Origin of the sequence: Acidovorax sp. 106, assembly GCF_003663825.1 — a bacterium.
GTDB lineage: Bacteria > Pseudomonadota > Gammaproteobacteria > Burkholderiales > Burkholderiaceae_C > Acidovorax.
This window is the reverse complement of sequence record NZ_RCCC01000001.1, coordinates 2,310,681-2,327,099: the sequence shown is the minus strand read 5'-3', so window position 1 is coordinate 2,327,099 and position 16,419 is coordinate 2,310,681. Positions and strand designations below refer to the sequence as shown.

Genomic DNA, 16,419 nt, shown 5'->3' with positions numbered 1-16,419 from the left:
CAAAACGGCCAGCACAGCAGGCCGCTCCCGCGCAGTATGCACCGACCACCACCGCGCGAGGTGGCATGCAGAAACCAGCCGTTTTGATCAGGCAACCCTTGGGCGGACCTTGCTCGCCGCCTGCTTGGCGTTGGTGCGGGCCGTCTCCACATCGGCCGCACGTGCCAGGGCCACGCCCATGCGGCGCTTCACAAAACTCTCGGGTTTGCCGAACAGGCGCAGGTCAGTGCCTGGCACGCGCAGGGCTTCATCCACGCCGTCAAACACGATGCCTTGGGCTTCCACGCCGCCATAAATGACAGCGCTGGCACCGGGGTTGCGCAGGCTGGTGTCCACGGGCAGGCCCAAGATGGCGCGGGCGTGCAGCTCGAACTCGCTCTGGTTTTGGGTGCACAGGGTGACCAGGCCGGTGTCGTGCGGGCGGGGGCTGACTTCGCTAAACCAGACCTGCTCGCCCTTGACGAACAGCTCCACGCCGAACAGTCCCTGGCCTCCCAGGTTGTCGGTCACGGCCTTGGCGATCTGGCGAGATTTTTCGAGCGCTGCGGGGTGCATGGGGTGCGGCTGCCAGCTCTCCACGTAGTCGCCACTCACCTGCACGTGGCCGATGGGGTCGCAGAAGCTGGTGACGATCTGGCCGTCAGCGCCCACCGACCGCACAGTGAGCTGGGTGATCTCGTAGTCAAAGTCGATGAAGCCTTCGACGATGACGCGGCCATGGCTCACGCGGCCACCGGCCATAGCGTAATCCCAGGCTTTTTGCACGTCGGCCGGGCCGTCGATCTTGCTTTGGCCCTTGCCCGAGCTGCTCATCACGGGCTTGACGATGCAGGGGTAGCCGATGCCTCCATCGATGGCGGCCTGCAGTTCTTCGAGTGAGTTGCAGAACTTGTAGGGGCTGGTGGGCAGGCCCAGCGTTTCGGCGGCCAGCACGCGGATGCCTTCACGGTCCATGGTCAGGCGGGCGGCGCGGGCCGTGGGGATGACGCGCACCACACCTGCGGCTTCCAGCTCTTCGAGCATGGGGGTGGCAATGGCTTCAATCTCAGGCACCACCAGATGGGGCTTTTCGGCCTCGATCAGGGCCTTGAGCTGGGCGGGGTCGCTCATGGTGATGGTGCGCGCGTGGTGGGCCACTTGCTGGCCGGGGGCGTTCTCGTAGCGGTCCACGGCAATGGTTTCCACGCCCAGGCGCTGCAGCGCGATCAGCACCTCCTTGCCCAACTCTCCCGAGCCCAGGAGCATGACTTTGGTGGCGTGGGGGGACAGGGGGGTTCCGAGGGTGGTCATCGCAAAGGCCTTCAAACGGTGGATTGGAAAAAAAGAGCAGCGGGCAGGATTTTGCCTGCAGCGCAAAGCCTGAGAGCCCCTGGCCCATCTCGCAGTGGGCATCCACAGGTTCTGAGCACACCGCACAATAGCCCCATGAGTACCACGCCCAGCTTGCAGCCCCAGGCCACCGACGCAACCCCACCCAGCACTTCGCGGCCCCGCCCTCCCGCACCGGCTTCGGTCTGGCGCCCGCCTGCGCTGTCGACCCGCTGGTGGCCCGTGTTTTTGCGCAACCTGCTGGTGTGGCGCAAGCTGGCCATTCCCAGCCTGGTGGGCAACATTGCCGAGCCGCTGATGTGGCTGGTGGCCTTTGGCTACGGCATGGGCGCGCTGGTGGGGCAGGTGAGCGTGGGCGCCGCAGGCGGGGATGCCAAGGTGCCCTACATCCTGTTTTTGGCCAGCGGCTCGATCTGCATGAGCGCCATGAATGCGGCCAGCTTTGAGGCGCTGTACTCGGCCTTCTCGCGCATGCATGTGCAAAAGACGTGGGACGGCATCATGAATGCGCCCGTCACGCTCGACGACGTGGTGCTGGCCGAGATGCTGTGGGCGGCGTTCAAGGCGCTGTTCACCGTCACGGCCATCCTGGGGGTGATGCTGGCCCTGGGCATCAGCCACAGCCCCAAGTTGCTGGTGGCCTGGCCGGTGCTGCTGGGGGTGGGCATCATGTTCTCCAGCATTGCGCTCATCTTCAATGCGCTGGCCAAGGGGTATGACTTTTTCACGTACTACTTCACGCTGGTGCTCACGCCCATGATGTTTTTGTCGGGGGTGTTCTTCCCGCGCGAGCAGTTGCCACCGCTGGTGCGTGCCATTTCAGACTGGCTACCGCTGACCAATGCGGTCGAGCTGGTGCGCCCGCTGTTCATGGACCAGTGGCCCCAGCAGCCACTGCGCCATGGTTTGGTGCTGGTGGCTACCACCGTGGCGGCCTTCTGGCTGGCGCTGGCGCTGACGCGGCGGCGCTTTCGCGGCTGAAGGGCACGCAGCTGCAGCGACTCAGGTCACCCCATCCAGGCGCTGGAGGGCCTGCACATCCAGCCCATCCACCCCAGGTGCCCAGCCCCTGGCCTCCAGGCGCTCTTCGGCGTAGCACACCAGTTGCAGCGCCAGCGGGGCGCCCAGTTCGTTGCAATAGCGGGTGATGACCTGGTAGCGCAGCACCAGCAGGCCGCGCAGCTCGCTGCGCAGGCGGCTTTCGCGGGTGCTTTGGTGGGGGCCGCTTTGGGGAGTGGCGGGCTGCTGGTGGAGCCACTGCTGCAATTGCCCGTGCTGCTCCAGTCGGGCGTCCAGCAAGTGGGACAGGGCGGCGATGCGTTCGTCCAGTTTTTCCAGCCTGCCTTCTAGGCGCAGGGCATATTGGGTCAGGGCCTGTTGTGCGGCTTCGGTCTGCATGGTTCTCCAGGGCCGACGATGCGGCAGCGTCTCTTGCCAGCGGCAAGAACTACGGGTAAACCCGAATACGCCATTCTGAGGGCGCCCACCCCACGCCGCGCCCGCCGTGGGCGCCGCACCTGATGCAGATCAAGAAACTCAGGCGGCGCTGGCCCGCAGCAGGTCCACCGCCTTCTCGGCAATCATCACCGTGGGGGCGTTGGTGTTGCCACTGACGATGCGCGGCATGACCGAGGCATCCACCACCCGCAGCCCCTGCACGCCGTGCACACGCAGCTGCGCATCCACCACGTCCATGGGCCCCGGCCCCATGCGGCACGAGCCCACCGGGTGGTAAATGGTGTCGGCATGGTTGCGGATGAAAGCGGCGATCTCTGCATCGGTGTGCGCATTGGCAGACGCAGGCAGCTCGCGGGCGCCCAGATCGGCCAACGCGGGCTGCGTCAAGATGGAGCGCATGCGCCGCACGCCCAGCACCATGCTCCGCAGGTCGTCCTCGTCGGCCAGAAAGTTCGGATCGACCAACGGCAGCGCCATGGCATCGCTGCTGGCCAGGCGCACGCGCCCTCGGCTGCGCGGTTGCAGCAGGCAGACATGCGATGAGTAGCCGTGGCCCAATGCGGTTTGGCGGCCGTGGTCCACCAGCTTGCCAATCACAAAGTGCAGTTGCAGGTCGGGCGCGGGCTCGGCCGCGCTGCTGCAGATAAAGCCCCCGGCCTCGGCAAAGTTGGTGGTGAGCATGCCCCGGCGCGCCTTGCGCCACTGAGCCATGCCACGCACCACCCGCAGCAGGCCCGCCGCCGACACGCCAAACAGGTCTTTGAGGTGCGGCGCGTCGTACAGCAGCACCACATCGGGGTGGTCGTGCAGGTGCTCGCCCACGCCGGGCAGCGCATGCACCACGGCAATGCCGTGCTGCTGCAACTGCGCCGCCGGGCCAATGCCCGAGAGCATCAACAACTGCGGCGACAGAAACGCTCCCGCGCTCAGCAGCACCTCGCGCGCCGCGCGTACTTGCTTGAGCTGCCCACCCTGGCGGTATTCCACGCCCACGGCGCGCCGCCCGTCCATGAGGATGCGCGTGGCATGCGCCTCGGTGATGACCTGCAGATTGGCGCGCCCCAGGTGCGGGGTGAGGTAAGCCTTGGCGGCGCTGTGGCGCTCGCCGTTCTTGTGGGTGACCTGGTACAGGCCCACGCCCTCTTGCGTGGGGCCGTTGAAATCGGTGTTGTGAGCGTAGCCCGCCTGCTCGCCCGCCTGCACAAAGCGCTGGCTCACGCGGTGGGGCGAGCGCAGGTCGGCCACGTTGAAGGGGCCGCCTTGGCCATGCAGCGCATCGGTGATGCGCTCGTTGTGCTCGGCACGCACAAAGTAGGGCAGCACATCGGCCCAAGCCCAGCCCGGGTTGCCCTGTGCGGCCCAGTGGTCGTAGTCGGCGGGCTGCCCGCGCACGTAGACCATGGCGTTGACCGAGCTGGAGCCCCCCAGCACTTTGCCGCGCGGCTGGTAGCCCCGGCGCCCGTTCAGCCCCGGCTGTGGCACGGTGCTTTGGTGCCAGCTGTGCCATTGCAGCCGCGCCATGGCCGCCAGGCCCGCAGGGCAGTGGATGAACACGCTGGTATCGGCCGCACCAGCCTCCAGCAGGCACACGCGCACAGCGGGGTCCTCTGACAAGCGCCCCGCCAGCACAGACCCCGCAGAGCCCCCGCCCACCACGATGTAATCGAACATGGCTGCCTCCTCCCGGGCTGTGCACAGCAGCCCCGCGACCACCTTAACCGAACGCCCGTGCTTTTTACTCAGGAACTTTCCCGGGGGCGACAGGGCCAAGTAACTCTTGTCACGTACCATGCGAGCGTCTGTTTCACTTGGAAGAAGGCTCTGTTTTATGACGATTCAAACCGTTGGCATCATCGGCGCGGGCACCATGGGCAACGGCATTGCGCAGGCTTGCGCGGTGTCGGGCATCAACGTGGTGATGGTGGATATTTCTGACGCGGCCGTGCAAAAAGGCCTGGCCACCGTGGCAGGCAGCCTGGACCGCCTGATCAAGAAAGAAAAAATCACCGAGGCCGACAAGGCTGCCGCCCTGGCGCGCATCCAGACCTCCACCAGCTACGACGACCTGAAGACCGCGCAGCTCGTGATCGAGGCCGCCACCGAGAACTACGAGCTCAAGCTCAAGATCTTGAAGCAGGTCGATGCCTTGGTGGCGCCCGAGGTGATCGTGGCCTCCAACACATCCTCGATCTCCATCACCAAGCTGGCCGCCGCCACCAGCCGTGCCGACCGTTTCATCGGCATGCACTTCTTCAACCCTGTGCCCATGATGGCGCTGGTGGAGATCATCCGCGGCCTGCAAACCAGCGATGCTACGCACGACGCCGTCAAGGCGCTGGCCGAGGCGCTGGGCAAGAGCCCCATCACCGTGAAGAATGCGCCTGGCTTTGTGGTCAACCGCATCCTGGTGCCCATGATCAACGAAGCCTTTTTTGTGCTGGCCGAGGGCCTGGCCACGCCCGAAGACATCGACGCGGGCATGAAGCTGGGCTGCAACCAACCCATCGGCCCGCTGGCACTGGCCGACATGATTGGCCTGGACGTGTGCCTGGCCGTGATGGACGTGTACCTCACCGAGTTTGGCGACGGCAAGTACCGCCCCTGCCCGCTGCTCAAGGAAATGGTGGCTGCGGGCCGCCTGGGCCGCAAGACGGGCCAGGGCGTCTACACCTACTGAAGCGGCGGGGGCAGCCGCCCCCGCATCAAGGAGCGGCTGGGTCCGCCAGCGGCAGCCACACACTGGCCACCAGCCCCGGCCCGTGGGCTGCGCCCTCCAGGGCCAAGCGACCGCCCATCAACTGGGCGTAGCGCGCGACGATGGAAAGCCCCAGGCCCGCCCCCTGCCCTAGCACCAGCCCCGGCGCACCTTGCGCCCAGCGCTGCTGGACATGGCGGGCCAGCTCGGCGTCCACCCCGGGGCCGTTGTCCAGCACTTGCAGCACGGCATAGGGCGGCTCGCAATGCAGGGCCACGGTGATCTGGGGTGGATGGCCCCGGCCGTAGCGCAGGGCGTTGTCCAGCAGGTTGTGCAAGATGCCTTCGATCAAACCGGTGTTGCCCCGCACCTGGATGCCAGGCTCCAGGCCCTGCGCGCCCAGGTCTACCCCCAAAGCATCGGCGCGGGGCAGGCACCGCAGCACCACATCGCGCACCACGGCGTCCAGCGCCACAGTCTGTACCGACAGCGCAATGCCACCCTCGGCCGCCCGCGCCAGGGCCAGCAACTGGTCCACCGTGCGGCTGGCGCGCTGCTCTGCCTGGGCAATGCCCTCCAGCTCGCTGCGCCAGACGGCAGGATCGTCCTGCGCCAGCGCATGCGCGGCCTGGGCGCGAATGCCTGCCAGCGGCGTGCGCAGCTCATGCGCCACGTTGCCTGCAAACTCGCGCTGGGCGTGCAAGCCCTCGCGCACACGGGCCAGCAGCCCGTCCAGCGCCTCGCCCAGGCGCTGCACATCCAGGGTGGTGGCCTGCTCGGTGAGCATTGCTGGCAGAGGTTGCAGGTCGGCCGCATCCCGCTGCTGCACGGCATCTTGCAACGCGGCCAAGGGACGCAAGTGCTTTTCGATACCGCCCAACAAGCGCGAGCCCAGCACCACCAGCAGCCACAGCTGGGCCAGGCCAGAGTAGATGAGCAGGCGGTGCAGCAGCTGGGTGCGGCTCTCGGTGGCCTCGGCCATGACCACGGTGAATGAGGGCGGGCCCGCCACTAGCAGGGTGACGCGACGCCACTCACGCCCATCGCGCTCCATCGTTGAAAAAACCTGTGACCGCCCCTTGGGCAGGGCGTCAGCAGCCAGCTCAGAGTCACCCGCAACCAGCGCTCCATCGGGGCCATACACAGCAAAGGGGGCTGCGACACTTTGGTCCAGCAACAAGATGCCTACTTCCCGCTGCGTGAGGCCCAACTCCAGCGGCACACCGCCCACACCGCCCACACCCCCTCGCACATGCGCTGCCAGCCCATGCGCATCGTCCAACAGGGCCCGGTCAAAGGCCTCGACCACAAAGTGGTTGCCCACCGCCAAAATGACGGCGCTGCCCAGCCCCCAAATCAACACCAGCGACACCAGCACATGGCGCCCGATGCGCTGGCGCAGTGCAGGCAACGGTAGGCGCTGCGCCCACCCGCCAGGGCTACGAGGGACTGGCATCTTCCTCCAGCACATAGCCCAGCCCGCGCAGCGTGCGAATGGCTGCGCCACTGCCCTGCAGCTTGCGCCGCAGGCGTGAGACGAAGGACTCCAGCGCGTTGTCGCCCAGGGCTTCGCTGGTGTCGGACAGCCGCTGCGACAGCTCGCTCTTGCTCAGCACCCGGCCTGGCGGGGTCATCAGTTCCCACAGCAGCTCAAACTCCCGGGCGGGCAGCTCCAGCGGCTGGCCGCCCAGGCTGCAACGGCGTGCCAGCCGGTCCAGCAGCAGCAGGCCCACGGCGACCACGTCGGCGGTGCCGCTGGCGCGGCGCACCAGCGCCCGCAAGCGCGCCTCCACCTCTTTGAGTTCGTAGGGTTTGCCCAGGTAGTCGTCGGCACCGGCATCCAAGCCTGCAATGCGCTCCTCCGTACTGTCGCGGGCGCTGAGGATCAGCACGGGGGTGCGATCGCCCCGAGCCCGGGCAACCCGCAGCGCGGTCAGCCCACTGCCCAGGCCGCTGCGGGTGCTAGCAGCGTGGGGCAGGTTCAAGTCCAGCAGCACGGCATCAAAGCCTTGCACGGCCCACCAGTGCTGGGCCTCTTCCACCGTGCGCGCCAGCTCCACCCGGTGGCCCGCCTTTTCCAGCCCCTGGGCCATGGTGCGGCCGAGCACGGGGTCGTCTTCTACCAAGAGGATGCGCATCGGTTTACGTGGAATTACGCATGGGCCAGGTCAGCCCGCGATCAGGTTCGATGGGAATAGTGCAACGGCCAGCATACCCCAGCCATCGGCGCGATTTTGGCAGGCCAAAGGCCCCTCGCCGGACACTACAGGAGACATATTTTGACAATGGACCGCAACCTCATACGGGGCATAGCCCTGATGGCATTGGCGGTGGGCTTTGGCCTGCCGTCAGTGAACTATTCACTGGGCTCTCTGGGCAGGGCAGGGCCGGGGATGTTTCCCTTCATCGTGAGCTGCATGCTGTTTGTGATCGGCGTGATCACCGTGGTGCGCGCGCGCCTGGTCAAGCCGGTGCCACTGAATTTTCAGGTGCGCAACATCAGCATCATCCTGGGCAGCCTGTGCGGCTTTGCCTTGCTGTCGCACTACCTCAACATGATCGTTGGCATCGTGTTCATGGTGTTCTGCTCCGGGTTTGCCAGCACCACCTATTCGGTCGCACGCAACCTGAAGATCGCCGCCGTGCTGGTGCTCATCGCACTGGCCTTCCAGAAACTTCTTGGCGTGAACCTGCCGCTGTACTGACATGGAAGTCCTCAACAACCTGGCGTTCGGCTTCAGCCACGCCCTCACGCTGCACAACCTGATGTACTGTGCCATCGGCTGCACAGTGGGCACCTTGGTGGGCTTGTTGCCCGGCCTGGGGCCCCTGGCCACCATCAGCCTGCTGCTGCCGCTGACCTACTCCATCGACACCACGGGCGCGCTGATCATGCTTGCCGGCATTTACTACGGCGCGCAATACGGAGATAGCGTGAGCGCCATTACCATGAAAATTCCGCACGCGAGCAGCATCGTGGCCTGTATTGACGGGTATGCGATGACGCTCAAGGGGCAGACTGGGCTGGCGCTGTTCACTGCGGGCTTCTCCAGCTTCATCGGCGGCACGGTGGCCATCGTGGTGCTGACCTTCCTGGCCCCCAGCCTGGGCGAGGTGGCTTTCCTGTTTGGCCCTGCAGATTACTGCGCACTCATGCTGGTAGGGTTTGTGTGCGTGAGCTTTGTGACCACCGGCAGCCTCATCAATGGCCTGGCCATGTGCCTGGTGGGCGTGTTGCTGGGCTCGGTGGGCACCGACGTGAACAGCGGTACCGCGCGCTTCACCTTCGACCTGCCCTTCCTGGCCGACGGCGTGGGTATTGTCAGCATTGCGCTGGGCTGCTTCGGCATTGCCGAGATCACCAAGAACCTGGACTCGCGCGAGGAGCGCTCGCCCTTCAACGGCAAGATCAAGCTCATCCCGACCTGGCCTGAGTTCAAGCGCATCATCCCCAGCGCGTTGCGCGGCAGCGTAGTTGGCTCCCTCCTGGGCATCCTGCCAGGCGGTGGCCCGGTGATTGCGCAGTTTGCGGCTTACGCCCTGGACAAGAAGGTCAGTAAATACCGCCATGAGATCGGCTCTGGCTGCATCGAAGGCGTGGCCGGCCAAGCCGCCGCCGACGAAGCCGCAGCACGCACGAGCTTCATTCCGCTCATGAGCATCGGTATCCCCGAGAACGCCGTCATGGCGCTGATGATGGCGGCCTTCATCATCAAGGGCATCCAGCCTGGCCCCAACATGATTGCCGGGCACCCCGAGCTGTTCTGGGGGCTGGTCGCCAGCATGTGGATTGGCAACTGCTTCTTGCTGACACTGAACGTACCCCTGGTGCGCTACTGGCTGTCGGTCTTCAAGGTGCCCTACAACGTACTGTTCCCGGCCATCTTGTTCTTCTGCTGCATCGGCACCTACAGCATCAACAACAACCTCGACGATGTGTTCATCACCGTGGTGTTCGGCCTGCTGGGCTACCTGTTCATGCGGCTGGAGATGGACCCCTCGCCGCTGATGCTGGGCTTCATCCTTGGCCCCATGCTGGAAGAAAACTTCCGCCGCAGCATGCTGCTCAGCCGTGGCAGCTTTGAGGTGTTCGTGAACCGCCCCATCAGTGGCACATTGCTCGGCCTGATTGCAGTATTTGTGTTGTGGCAGATGGTGAGCTTCTTCCGCCAAAGGGGCAAAACCCCGGCGTTAGCGGATGCGGTGCATGCCGACCACCAAGCCGTGGCGCCTGGCACCCCGGCAGTCCAGCAGCACGGCGCCTGAGGGTCTGGAGTCCTGTGCACGGTCCTGCAGAGGATCACCCACAGACTCCAAAGCCAGATCAACACCTGCGCCCGCACCGGGTCCATGCGACCCCGGCGCCTGAAGCCACCCGCACGGAAGACTCCGTTCGGGTGGCTTCTTTTTAGGAGCCCGCCCGCAGAGCCTGCCCGAAGGTCTGGGCTGATTAACCACTCCCGTGGTGCAGGCATCTCTTCAATCAAATTGCACACAATTTAATTGCCAGCAATAATTCACCCCATGCCCACCCGCCCAAGCACTCGCAACACCCCCACACCACAGTCGTTGCGGCTGGACAACCAGGTCTGCTTCGCGCTCTATTCCGCATCGCTGGCCATGACCAAGCTGTACAAACCCCTGCTGGAAGCCATTGAACTGACTTACCCGCAGTACCTGGTGATGTTGGTGCTGTGGGAGCAAGATGGGCTCACCGTGTCTGAACTGGGCGAGCGCCTGTACCTGGACTCGGGCACGCTCACCCCGCTGCTCAAGCGGCTGGAGTCGGGTGGCAACATCCGCCGCCTGCGCGATGCGGAGGATGAGCGCCGCGTGCGCATCAGCCTCACGGACCAAGGGCTTGCACTGCGGGACAAGGCCGAGGCCATTCCACCCTGCGTACTGGAAAGCAGTCAATGCACCGTGCCCGAGCTGATGGCTCTGACCGGCGAACTCAAACAACTGCGTGACCGATTGGGTCAGCGCTGAACGATTCCCTCCACCGCCCGCCTTTGGGCAAACACTGCAAGGAAGACACCATGACGACACTCGAAAAAGTCCTGTACACAGCCAAGTCCCACGTGACCGGCGGCCGCGATGGCGCAGCCAAGACCGATGACGGCCGCCTGGACGTCAAGCTCTCCTCGCCCGGCACCTCTGGCACCGGCACCAACCCAGAACAGCTGTTTGCCTCCGGCTACGCAGCCTGCTTCATCGGCGCGATGAAGGCCGTGGGCGGCAAGATCGGCATCCCCGTGCCGCAGGACGTGTCCATCGACGCCGAAGTGGACCTGGGCCCCATCCCTAACGCCTACGGCATCGCTGCCCGCCTGGCCATCAGCCTGCCCGGCCTGGACAAAGCCACGGCCCAGAAGCTGGTGGACGCAGCCCACCAGGTGTGCCCCTACTCCAACGCCACACGCGGCAACATCGACGTGACCATCACGCTGGTGTAAGCCCCTTCAAACAGACAACGCCGCCGCCCCTTTTGACAGGGAGCGGCGGCGTTTTTCTTTGGGCTGAGCGCTGCGGTGCGCTCAGCCCGGGGGCTGGCGCGCCTGCACTGCGCTTGCTGCTGCGGGCGCAGCCGCCGCGGGGTGCAAGGCCAGCACCTCGGCTCGCAACTGGCGCACCTCGTTGCGCAGCAGTGCCAATTCATTGAGCAGGTCCGCTTCGATCTGGCTCTCTTCCGCAGCCACGTCTTTTTCCACAAAAATGGCGGCCAGCGAAGCCGTGGCCAATGACAGCACCGCCAACCCCAGCAACACCACCACGACAGAAAACGCCCGCGATGCGTGGGTGCTGGGCACCAGATCACCGTAGCCCACCGTGGCGGCTGTGGTGAAGGCCAGCCACAGGCCATCGGTGAGCGTATCGACCCGAGGGTCCAGCATCCAAAAGCCCACGCCCCCCAAGCCCAGAATCAATCCGCACAACACCAGCGAATAGATCACACCACGGCGGGCGATGTGAATTTTTTGAGAAGCGCGGTTTTGCGGCATGAAAAACAGCCCAAGGACATGCAGTGGGGAGGAAAGAACGCCCCTGATTATTGCCAGCCAAACCCGCTGCTGACTGACAAACCGCCACCGGCAAAACCCCGGACAAACCGCAGTCCAAAGGCCTCCACCCTGGGGCATGATGCAGGCATGGGGAGATCACCATGAAACTGGCCCTCTTGTCAGACATCCACTCCAACCGCCAGGCGCTGGACGCCTGCCTGCAGCACGCCCGCAACCATGGCGCTGAGCACTTTGCCCTGCTGGGCGACCTGGTCGGCTATGGAGCCGACCCCGCCTATGTGGTGCAGCAGGCCATGGAACTGGCCGCAGCCGGGCACAGCGTGATCGGCGGCAACCACGATGCATTCGCCGTGCACCCTCCGGTGGGGGCCGACAAAGGCGCCACCAGCATCGCCGCCCAGGGCGCGGGGTGGACACACGATCAGCTCACCCCGCAGCAGCGTGATTTTCTGGCCCACCTGCCCCTGACCGCTGAAGTGGGTGGCGTGCTGCTGGTGCACGCCAGCGCCGATGCCCCCGAAAGCTGGCGCTATGTAGACAACGAGATCGTGGCCGCCCAGTGCCTGGAGGCTGCAGCCCAGCACCCCGGCGTGCAACATGTCTTTTGCGGACATGTGCACTTGCAGACCCTGTACTACCGGGGCGCCGGACGGGGGTTGATGCGCTTTACCCCCATGGCGGGGGTCGCCGTGCCTGTGCCACCGCACCGGCAATGGGTGGCCACGGTGGGCTCGGTCGGCCAGCCCCGCGATGGCGACCCGCGCGCCATGTATGCCCTGCTGGACACCGACCACTGGCAGCTGCGATTTGAGCGCGTGCCCTATGCGGTGAGCGAGGCTGCCGCAGCCATTTTGGCCACTCGGGGGGCCTTGCCCGCCAACTTTGCCCACCGCCTGGAGATAGGACGATGAAGCTGCTGGAGCCCGGCGCCGTGGTGGACGGCTTTGTGGTGCGCGAATGCATCCACGCGGGGGGCATGGCCCACATCTACCGGGTGGAATACGCCAGCGGCGCGCCAGACCCAGGTTTTCCGATGGCCATGAAGATCCCGCGCATGACGGTGGGCGATGGGGCCGAAAACATTGTGGGCTTTGAGGTGGAGCTGCAAATTCTGCCCGCCCTCACCGGCCCGCATGTGCCGCGCTTTGTGGCCGCTGGCGACTTGCACCGGCTGCCTTACATCACCATGGAATACCTGCAGGGCCACACCCTGCAGCACTGGCTGGACGCCAGCGAACGCCCAGACGATGCACAGATCGCCCGCCTGGGTGCGGCCCTGGCCCACGCAGTGCACAGCCTGCACCAGCAAAACGCCTGCCACCTCGACCTCAAACCCGGCAACGTGCTCTTCACGCACGAGGACCACGCCGTGCTGCTGGACTTTGGCCTGTCGTGCCATGCGCACTTCCCGGATCTGCTGGCCGAAGAGCAGCGCAAGGCCGTGGGCTCGCCCGCCTGGATGGCGCCCGAGCAAGTGGTGGGCGTGCGGGGTGACCCGCGCAGCGACCTTTTCGCCATCGGTGTGATGCTGTACGAACTGGCCACGGGCGAGCTGCCGTTTGGTGCCCCCACCACCGATGGCGGCCTGCGCCAGCGGCTGTGGATGGTGCCCGCACCGCCGCGCAAGCACCGCCCCGACCTGGCCCCTTGGCTGCAAGAAATCATCCTGCGCTGCCTGGAGCCCGAGGCCGCGCAGCGCTACCCCTCGGCCGCCCACCTGGCGCTGGACCTGGCCAACCCCACCCAGGTGCGCGTTACCGAGCGGGGGCGCCGCACCCAGGGCACGCCGTTCCTCGCCCACGTCAAACGCTGGCTGCGGGCTGCGGGCATGCACTACCAGCCCAGCCCACTGCCCTCGCAGCAGATCGAAGAAACCCCCATCGTGATGGTGGCCGTGCCGCACAGCGATGTGACGGACGCCACGCTGTACTCGCTGCGCGAAGCGGTGGCCCGCTCGCTGGGCATCCGCCCCGGGGCGCGGCTGGCGTGCGTCACGGTACTGTCGCCGTCGGCCAGCAGCACCAGCGACAGCGCCCGCAGCGAAACCGCGCTGCACCGCCAGCACCACGCGCGTCTGCGCCAGTGGGCCCAGCCACTGGACCTGACCGAGCACCCCGTGAGCTACCACGTACTCGAATCCAGCGATGTGGCCCACGCCCTGGTGCGATACGCCGAGGGCAACCACGTCAACATGATGATCCTGGGCGCGGCCACCCACGGCCTGCAAACCCAGCGCTTCATAGCCACCGTGCCCATGCGCGTCGCCCGCGACGCGCCGTGCACCGTCATCCTGGTCAAGCAAGCACTGCCGTTTGCACGCCTGGCCGGGACGGCTTAGCCAGCACAGCGCGCACCAGGTGATGGAGGACTGTCACCCAGGCGGCCCTCGGCTATTGAGCCCGCACGCCCTTTGCATTAGCGTAGCGGCATGAGCACCACCACCCTCCTCGTGCGCCAGAACCAGCTGGCCGACACCGCTGTGCGCACCACGGCCGATTCAGCGCTGCAGGAGGGAGAGATCCGCGTCCAGGTGGACCGATTTGCCCTCACCAGCAACAACATCACCTACGCGGCCATGGGCGACATGCTGCAGTACTGGCAATTCTTCCCCTCGGGCGAAGAGGGCTGGGGGGTCATTCCGGTGTGGGGCTTTGGCACGGTAGAGGCATCCCGACACCCTGACATTCCGGTGGGCGAACACCTCTACGGCTACTGGCCCATGGCCACCCATGCGGTGCTGGCCCCGCACCGCGTGAGCAGCACGGGATTCAGCGACGCAGCAGCGCACCGCGCGGGGCTGCATGCGGTCTACAACCACTACCTGCGCACCCACACCGACCCGTTCTACCAGCCCTTCAACGAGGACATCCAGGCCCTGCTGCGGCCGTTGTTTGTCACCTCGTGGCTCATCGACGACTTTCTGGCAGACCAGCAGTTCTTTGGCGCGGGCACGGTGCTGCTGTCCAGCGCGTCCAGCAAGACGGCCTACGGCACGGCGTTCGAGCTGGCCAAACGCCCAGGCATCCAGGTGGTGGGGCTGACCTCAGCCACCAACCGGGCGTTTTGCGAAAGCCTGGGCTGCTACCACCGGGTGTTGGCTTATGAAGACCTGGAACAGCTGCCCGCCAAGCCTGCCAGCGTGTACGTGGACTTTGCGGGCAGCGTGGCGCTGCGCGGGCGCATCCACCGGCATTTGGCAGGACTGACCTACAGCTGCGCCGTAGGGGCCAGCCATGTGCAAGACCTGGGCGGCGCGGGCGACCTGCCCGGCCCTCGCCCCACCATGTTCTTTGCCCCGGCACAGGTCAAAAAACGCAATGCTGACTGGGGGGCCCAGGGCCTGAATGAGCGCTTGGTGCAAGCGTGGCAGGAGTTCAGCGCAGCGGTGCAGGCACCGCCCCAGCCCTGGCTGGTGGTACAGCACCACCAAGGCCGCGCCGCCACGCAGGCGGTGTACCTGCAGGTGCTGGGCGGCCAGGGCAGCCCGCGCCTGGGGCACATGGCCAGCCTGCTGGCTTGAGAGCCGACTCGCGCCAACCCACCAAGGCGGCCTTCTGCCGTGCAGGCCAGCGACGACAATCGCTGCATGCACCCACACCATGACACGCCATCGGACGCTGCCACCAGCGCCCAACACCCCTTTGCCGCACTGACCCCCGATGTGGTACTGGACGCACTCGCCAGCGTGGGGCTGTACGGTGACGGACGGCTCATGGCGCTGTCGTCGTACGAAAACCGGGTGTACCAGGTGTCGCTGGAAGACGGCGAGCGTGTGGTGGCCAAGTTTTATCGCCCTGAGCGCTGGAGCCAAGCGCAGATTCTGGAAGAGCACGCCTTTGCCGCCGAGCTGACCGCCGCCGAGGTGCCCGCCGTGGGCCCGCTGGAATTGAACGGCAACACGCTACACACCCATGGCGGTTTTGCGTTCTCGGTCAGCCCCTGGCGCGGAGGCCGAGGGCCAGAGCTGGACGACTTTGAAGTGCTCGAGTGGATCGGCCGTTTTCTGGCGCGCATCCATACCGTGGGGGCGGCTCAGCCCTTTGCGCACCGCCCCGCACTCAACGTGCAGACCTTTGGCACCGAACCACGCGACTGGCTGCTGGCCCACGAGATCATTCCGCTGGACATGCAATCGGCCTGGCAAGGCGCCTGCGAAGATGCTCTTAAATTGATAGCTATTAGCGCTTTATCAACGGGCGATGAAGGCCAATTTGGCTTAAACCAGGCACGCCAGATACGCCTGCACGGCGACTGCCACCCTGGCAACATCCTCTGGACGCCCACCGACCAGCCCAACGGCGGCCCCCACTTTGTGGACCTGGACGATGCCCGCACAGGCCCCGCCGTGCAGGACCTGTGGATGCTGCTGTCGGGCGACCGTAGCCAGCGCACGCAGCAGCTCAGCGCCTTGCTGGAGGGCTACGAGCAATTTCGCAGCTTCGATCGCCGCGAGCTGGTGCTGATCGAGCCCCTGCGCACGCTGCGTCTCATCCACTACAGCGCCTGGCTGGCGCGGCGCTGGCAAGACCCGGTATTCCCCGTCAACTTCCCGTGGTTTGGCAGCAGCGACTACTGGCGCGGCCAAGTGGACATGCTGCACGAGCAAATCGAAGCGATGGGCGAAGATCCGCTGTACGCCTGAGCCTGCAGGGGGGCATTGCGGCAAGGCGGCGGACTCCATGCACAGAAGGGAGCATGCCCCGCCGACCGATAGCCAGGGCAGCCAGATGCGCATAGATATCATTTATGACAAAAATGATTTTCAAATCACAACAAAGTGTTTACAATGACACCAACTGATACTTTGGTGGCTCCCCATCCACTGCGTTAGCCTCAGCCTGCCGATTGCAAACGATTGTCAGAACCAGGGCTGGGCTAGCGGTTCTAGGGCACCATCCAAAGACCCCCTTTGTT

16 protein-coding genes are annotated in these 16,419 nt (G+C 65.7%); 10 read left to right on the top strand and 6 right to left on the bottom strand.

The annotated features are described in order from the left end of the window. Nucleotides 1-87: 87 nt before the first annotated feature. Nucleotides 88-1,290 carry a formate-dependent phosphoribosylglycinamide formyltransferase gene (purT, locus tag C8C98_RS10385; RefSeq protein ID WP_121456185.1) on the bottom strand — a complete coding sequence of 401 codons (1,203 nt, stop codon included), beginning with the start codon at nt 1,288-1,290 and terminating at the stop codon, nt 88-90. Between the two features lie 135 nt (nt 1,291-1,425). Here purT and C8C98_RS10380 point away from each other — a divergent pair, with 135 nt between their 5' ends. Next, nucleotides 1,426-2,310 carry an ABC transporter permease gene (locus C8C98_RS10380; protein WP_233574506.1) on the top strand — a complete coding sequence of 295 codons (885 nt, stop codon included), beginning with the start codon at nt 1,426-1,428 and terminating at the stop codon, nt 2,308-2,310. 21 nt (nt 2,311-2,331) lie between these two features. Here C8C98_RS10380 and C8C98_RS10375 read toward each other — a convergent pair whose 3' ends face one another. Continuing rightward, the gene (locus C8C98_RS10375) at nt 2,332-2,727 is read right to left on the bottom strand and encodes a hypothetical protein (protein WP_121454194.1); all 396 of its coding nucleotides are present in this window, start codon (nt 2,725-2,727) and stop codon (nt 2,332-2,334) included. Nucleotides 2,728-2,865: 138 nt separating this feature from the next. Continuing rightward, complete coding sequence (locus tag C8C98_RS10370; RefSeq protein ID WP_121456183.1) at nt 2,866-4,458, bottom strand: GMC family oxidoreductase; 1,593 nt, start codon at nt 4,456-4,458, stop codon at nt 2,866-2,868. 157 nt (nt 4,459-4,615) lie between these two features. Between C8C98_RS10370 and C8C98_RS10365 the strand changes: the two genes are divergently transcribed. Continuing rightward, complete coding sequence (locus tag C8C98_RS10365; protein ID WP_121454193.1) at nt 4,616-5,464, top strand: 3-hydroxybutyryl-CoA dehydrogenase; 849 nt, start codon at nt 4,616-4,618, stop codon at nt 5,462-5,464. A 25-nt stretch (nt 5,465-5,489) separates the two neighbouring features. Here C8C98_RS10365 and C8C98_RS10360 read toward each other — a convergent pair whose 3' ends face one another. Next, nucleotides 5,490-6,938, bottom strand: a complete 1,449-nt coding sequence (locus C8C98_RS10360; RefSeq protein WP_121454192.1) for a sensor histidine kinase — start codon at nt 6,936-6,938, stop codon at nt 5,490-5,492. Then, nucleotides 6,922-7,620: a response regulator transcription factor gene (locus tag C8C98_RS10355; RefSeq protein ID WP_121454191.1), complete on the bottom strand. Its 699-nt coding sequence runs from the start codon at nt 7,618-7,620 to the stop codon at nt 6,922-6,924. The genes C8C98_RS10360 and C8C98_RS10355 overlap by 17 nt, the downstream gene beginning before the upstream one ends. 147 nt (nt 7,621-7,767) lie before the next feature. On the opposite strand from C8C98_RS10355, the gene C8C98_RS10350 reads away from it, so the two are divergent. The 4 genes from C8C98_RS10350 (at nt 7,768) to C8C98_RS10335 (ending at nt 10,938) form a co-directional block, all read left to right on the top strand. Continuing rightward, nucleotides 7,768-8,187: a tripartite tricarboxylate transporter TctB family protein gene (locus C8C98_RS10350; protein WP_233205617.1), complete on the top strand. Its 420-nt coding sequence runs from the start codon at nt 7,768-7,770 to the stop codon at nt 8,185-8,187. Between the two features lies 1 nt (nt 8,188). Further along, nucleotides 8,189-9,748 carry a tripartite tricarboxylate transporter permease gene (locus C8C98_RS10345; RefSeq protein WP_121454190.1) on the top strand — a complete coding sequence of 520 codons (1,560 nt, stop codon included), beginning with the start codon at nt 8,189-8,191 and terminating at the stop codon, nt 9,746-9,748. Between the two features lie 258 nt (nt 9,749-10,006). Then, the gene (locus tag C8C98_RS10340; RefSeq protein ID WP_121454189.1) at nt 10,007-10,471 is read left to right on the top strand and encodes a MarR family winged helix-turn-helix transcriptional regulator; all 465 of its coding nucleotides are present in this window, start codon (nt 10,007-10,009) and stop codon (nt 10,469-10,471) included. A gap of 50 nt (nt 10,472-10,521) precedes the next feature. Then, nucleotides 10,522-10,938 carry an organic hydroperoxide resistance protein gene (locus C8C98_RS10335; RefSeq protein WP_099658980.1) on the top strand — a complete coding sequence of 139 codons (417 nt, stop codon included), beginning with the start codon at nt 10,522-10,524 and terminating at the stop codon, nt 10,936-10,938. An 81-nt stretch (nt 10,939-11,019) separates the two neighbouring features. Here the strand turns inward: C8C98_RS10335 and C8C98_RS10330 are convergent, their stop codons facing one another. Continuing rightward, complete coding sequence (locus C8C98_RS10330; protein ID WP_121454188.1) at nt 11,020-11,484, bottom strand: potassium channel family protein; 465 nt, start codon at nt 11,482-11,484, stop codon at nt 11,020-11,022. 161 nt (nt 11,485-11,645) lie between these two features. Between C8C98_RS10330 and C8C98_RS10325 the strand changes: the two genes are divergently transcribed. The 4 genes from C8C98_RS10325 to C8C98_RS10310 all read left to right on the top strand — a co-directional run bounded on the left by C8C98_RS10325 (nt 11,646) and on the right by C8C98_RS10310 (nt 16,147). Continuing rightward, nucleotides 11,646-12,416: a metallophosphoesterase gene (locus C8C98_RS10325; RefSeq protein WP_121454187.1), complete on the top strand. Its 771-nt coding sequence runs from the start codon at nt 11,646-11,648 to the stop codon at nt 12,414-12,416. After that, on the top strand, nt 12,413-13,843 hold the full coding sequence (locus tag C8C98_RS10320) for a bifunctional serine/threonine-protein kinase/universal stress protein (RefSeq protein WP_121454186.1): 1,431 nt from the start codon (nt 12,413-12,415) through the stop codon (nt 13,841-13,843). Before C8C98_RS10325 ends, C8C98_RS10320 begins: the two co-directional genes overlap by 4 nt. A 90-nt stretch (nt 13,844-13,933) precedes the next feature. Next, entirely contained in the window at nt 13,934-15,025 is a 1,092-nt protein-coding gene (locus C8C98_RS10315) for a DUF2855 family protein (RefSeq protein ID WP_121454185.1), read from the top strand. 66 nt (nt 15,026-15,091) lie between these two features. After that, on the top strand, nt 15,092-16,147 hold the full coding sequence (locus tag C8C98_RS10310; protein WP_121456182.1) for a serine/threonine protein kinase: 1,056 nt from the start codon (nt 15,092-15,094) through the stop codon (nt 16,145-16,147). Nucleotides 16,148-16,419 lie beyond the last annotated feature (272 nt).

Excerpts from the sequence above, each read along its gene's own strand:
- C8C98_RS10310 (WP_121456182.1), top strand. The coding sequence starts at position 15,092 with ATGCACCCACACCATGACACGCCATCGGACGCTGCCACCAGCGCCCAA.
- C8C98_RS10350 (WP_233205617.1), top strand. The coding sequence starts at position 7,768 with ATGGACCGCAACCTCATACGGGGCATAGCCCTGATGGCATTGGCGGTG.
- C8C98_RS10370 (WP_121456183.1), bottom strand. The coding sequence starts at position 4,458 with ATGTTCGATTACATCGTGGTGGGCGGGGGCTCTGCGGGGTCTGTGCTG.
- C8C98_RS10365 (WP_121454193.1), top strand. The coding sequence starts at position 4,616 with ATGACGATTCAAACCGTTGGCATCATCGGCGCGGGCACCATGGGCAAC.
- C8C98_RS10345 (WP_121454190.1), top strand. The coding sequence starts at position 8,189 with ATGGAAGTCCTCAACAACCTGGCGTTCGGCTTCAGCCACGCCCTCACG.
- purT (WP_121456185.1), bottom strand. The coding sequence starts at position 1,290 with ATGACCACCCTCGGAACCCCCCTGTCCCCCCACGCCACCAAAGTCATG.
- C8C98_RS10325 (WP_121454187.1), top strand. The coding sequence starts at position 11,646 with ATGAAACTGGCCCTCTTGTCAGACATCCACTCCAACCGCCAGGCGCTG.
- C8C98_RS10360 (WP_121454192.1), bottom strand. The coding sequence starts at position 6,938 with ATGCCAGTCCCTCGTAGCCCTGGCGGGTGGGCGCAGCGCCTACCGTTG.
- C8C98_RS10355 (WP_121454191.1), bottom strand. The coding sequence starts at position 7,620 with ATGCGCATCCTCTTGGTAGAAGACGACCCCGTGCTCGGCCGCACCATG.
- C8C98_RS10375 (WP_121454194.1), bottom strand. The coding sequence starts at position 2,727 with ATGCAGACCGAAGCCGCACAACAGGCCCTGACCCAATATGCCCTGCGC.
- C8C98_RS10335 (WP_099658980.1), top strand. The coding sequence starts at position 10,522 with ATGACGACACTCGAAAAAGTCCTGTACACAGCCAAGTCCCACGTGACC.
- C8C98_RS10320 (WP_121454186.1), top strand. The coding sequence starts at position 12,413 with ATGAAGCTGCTGGAGCCCGGCGCCGTGGTGGACGGCTTTGTGGTGCGC.
- C8C98_RS10380 (WP_233574506.1), top strand. The coding sequence starts at position 1,426 with ATGAGTACCACGCCCAGCTTGCAGCCCCAGGCCACCGACGCAACCCCA.
- C8C98_RS10315 (WP_121454185.1), top strand. The coding sequence starts at position 13,934 with ATGAGCACCACCACCCTCCTCGTGCGCCAGAACCAGCTGGCCGACACC.
- C8C98_RS10330 (WP_121454188.1), bottom strand. The coding sequence starts at position 11,484 with ATGCCGCAAAACCGCGCTTCTCAAAAAATTCACATCGCCCGCCGTGGT.
- C8C98_RS10340 (WP_121454189.1), top strand. The coding sequence starts at position 10,007 with ATGCCCACCCGCCCAAGCACTCGCAACACCCCCACACCACAGTCGTTG.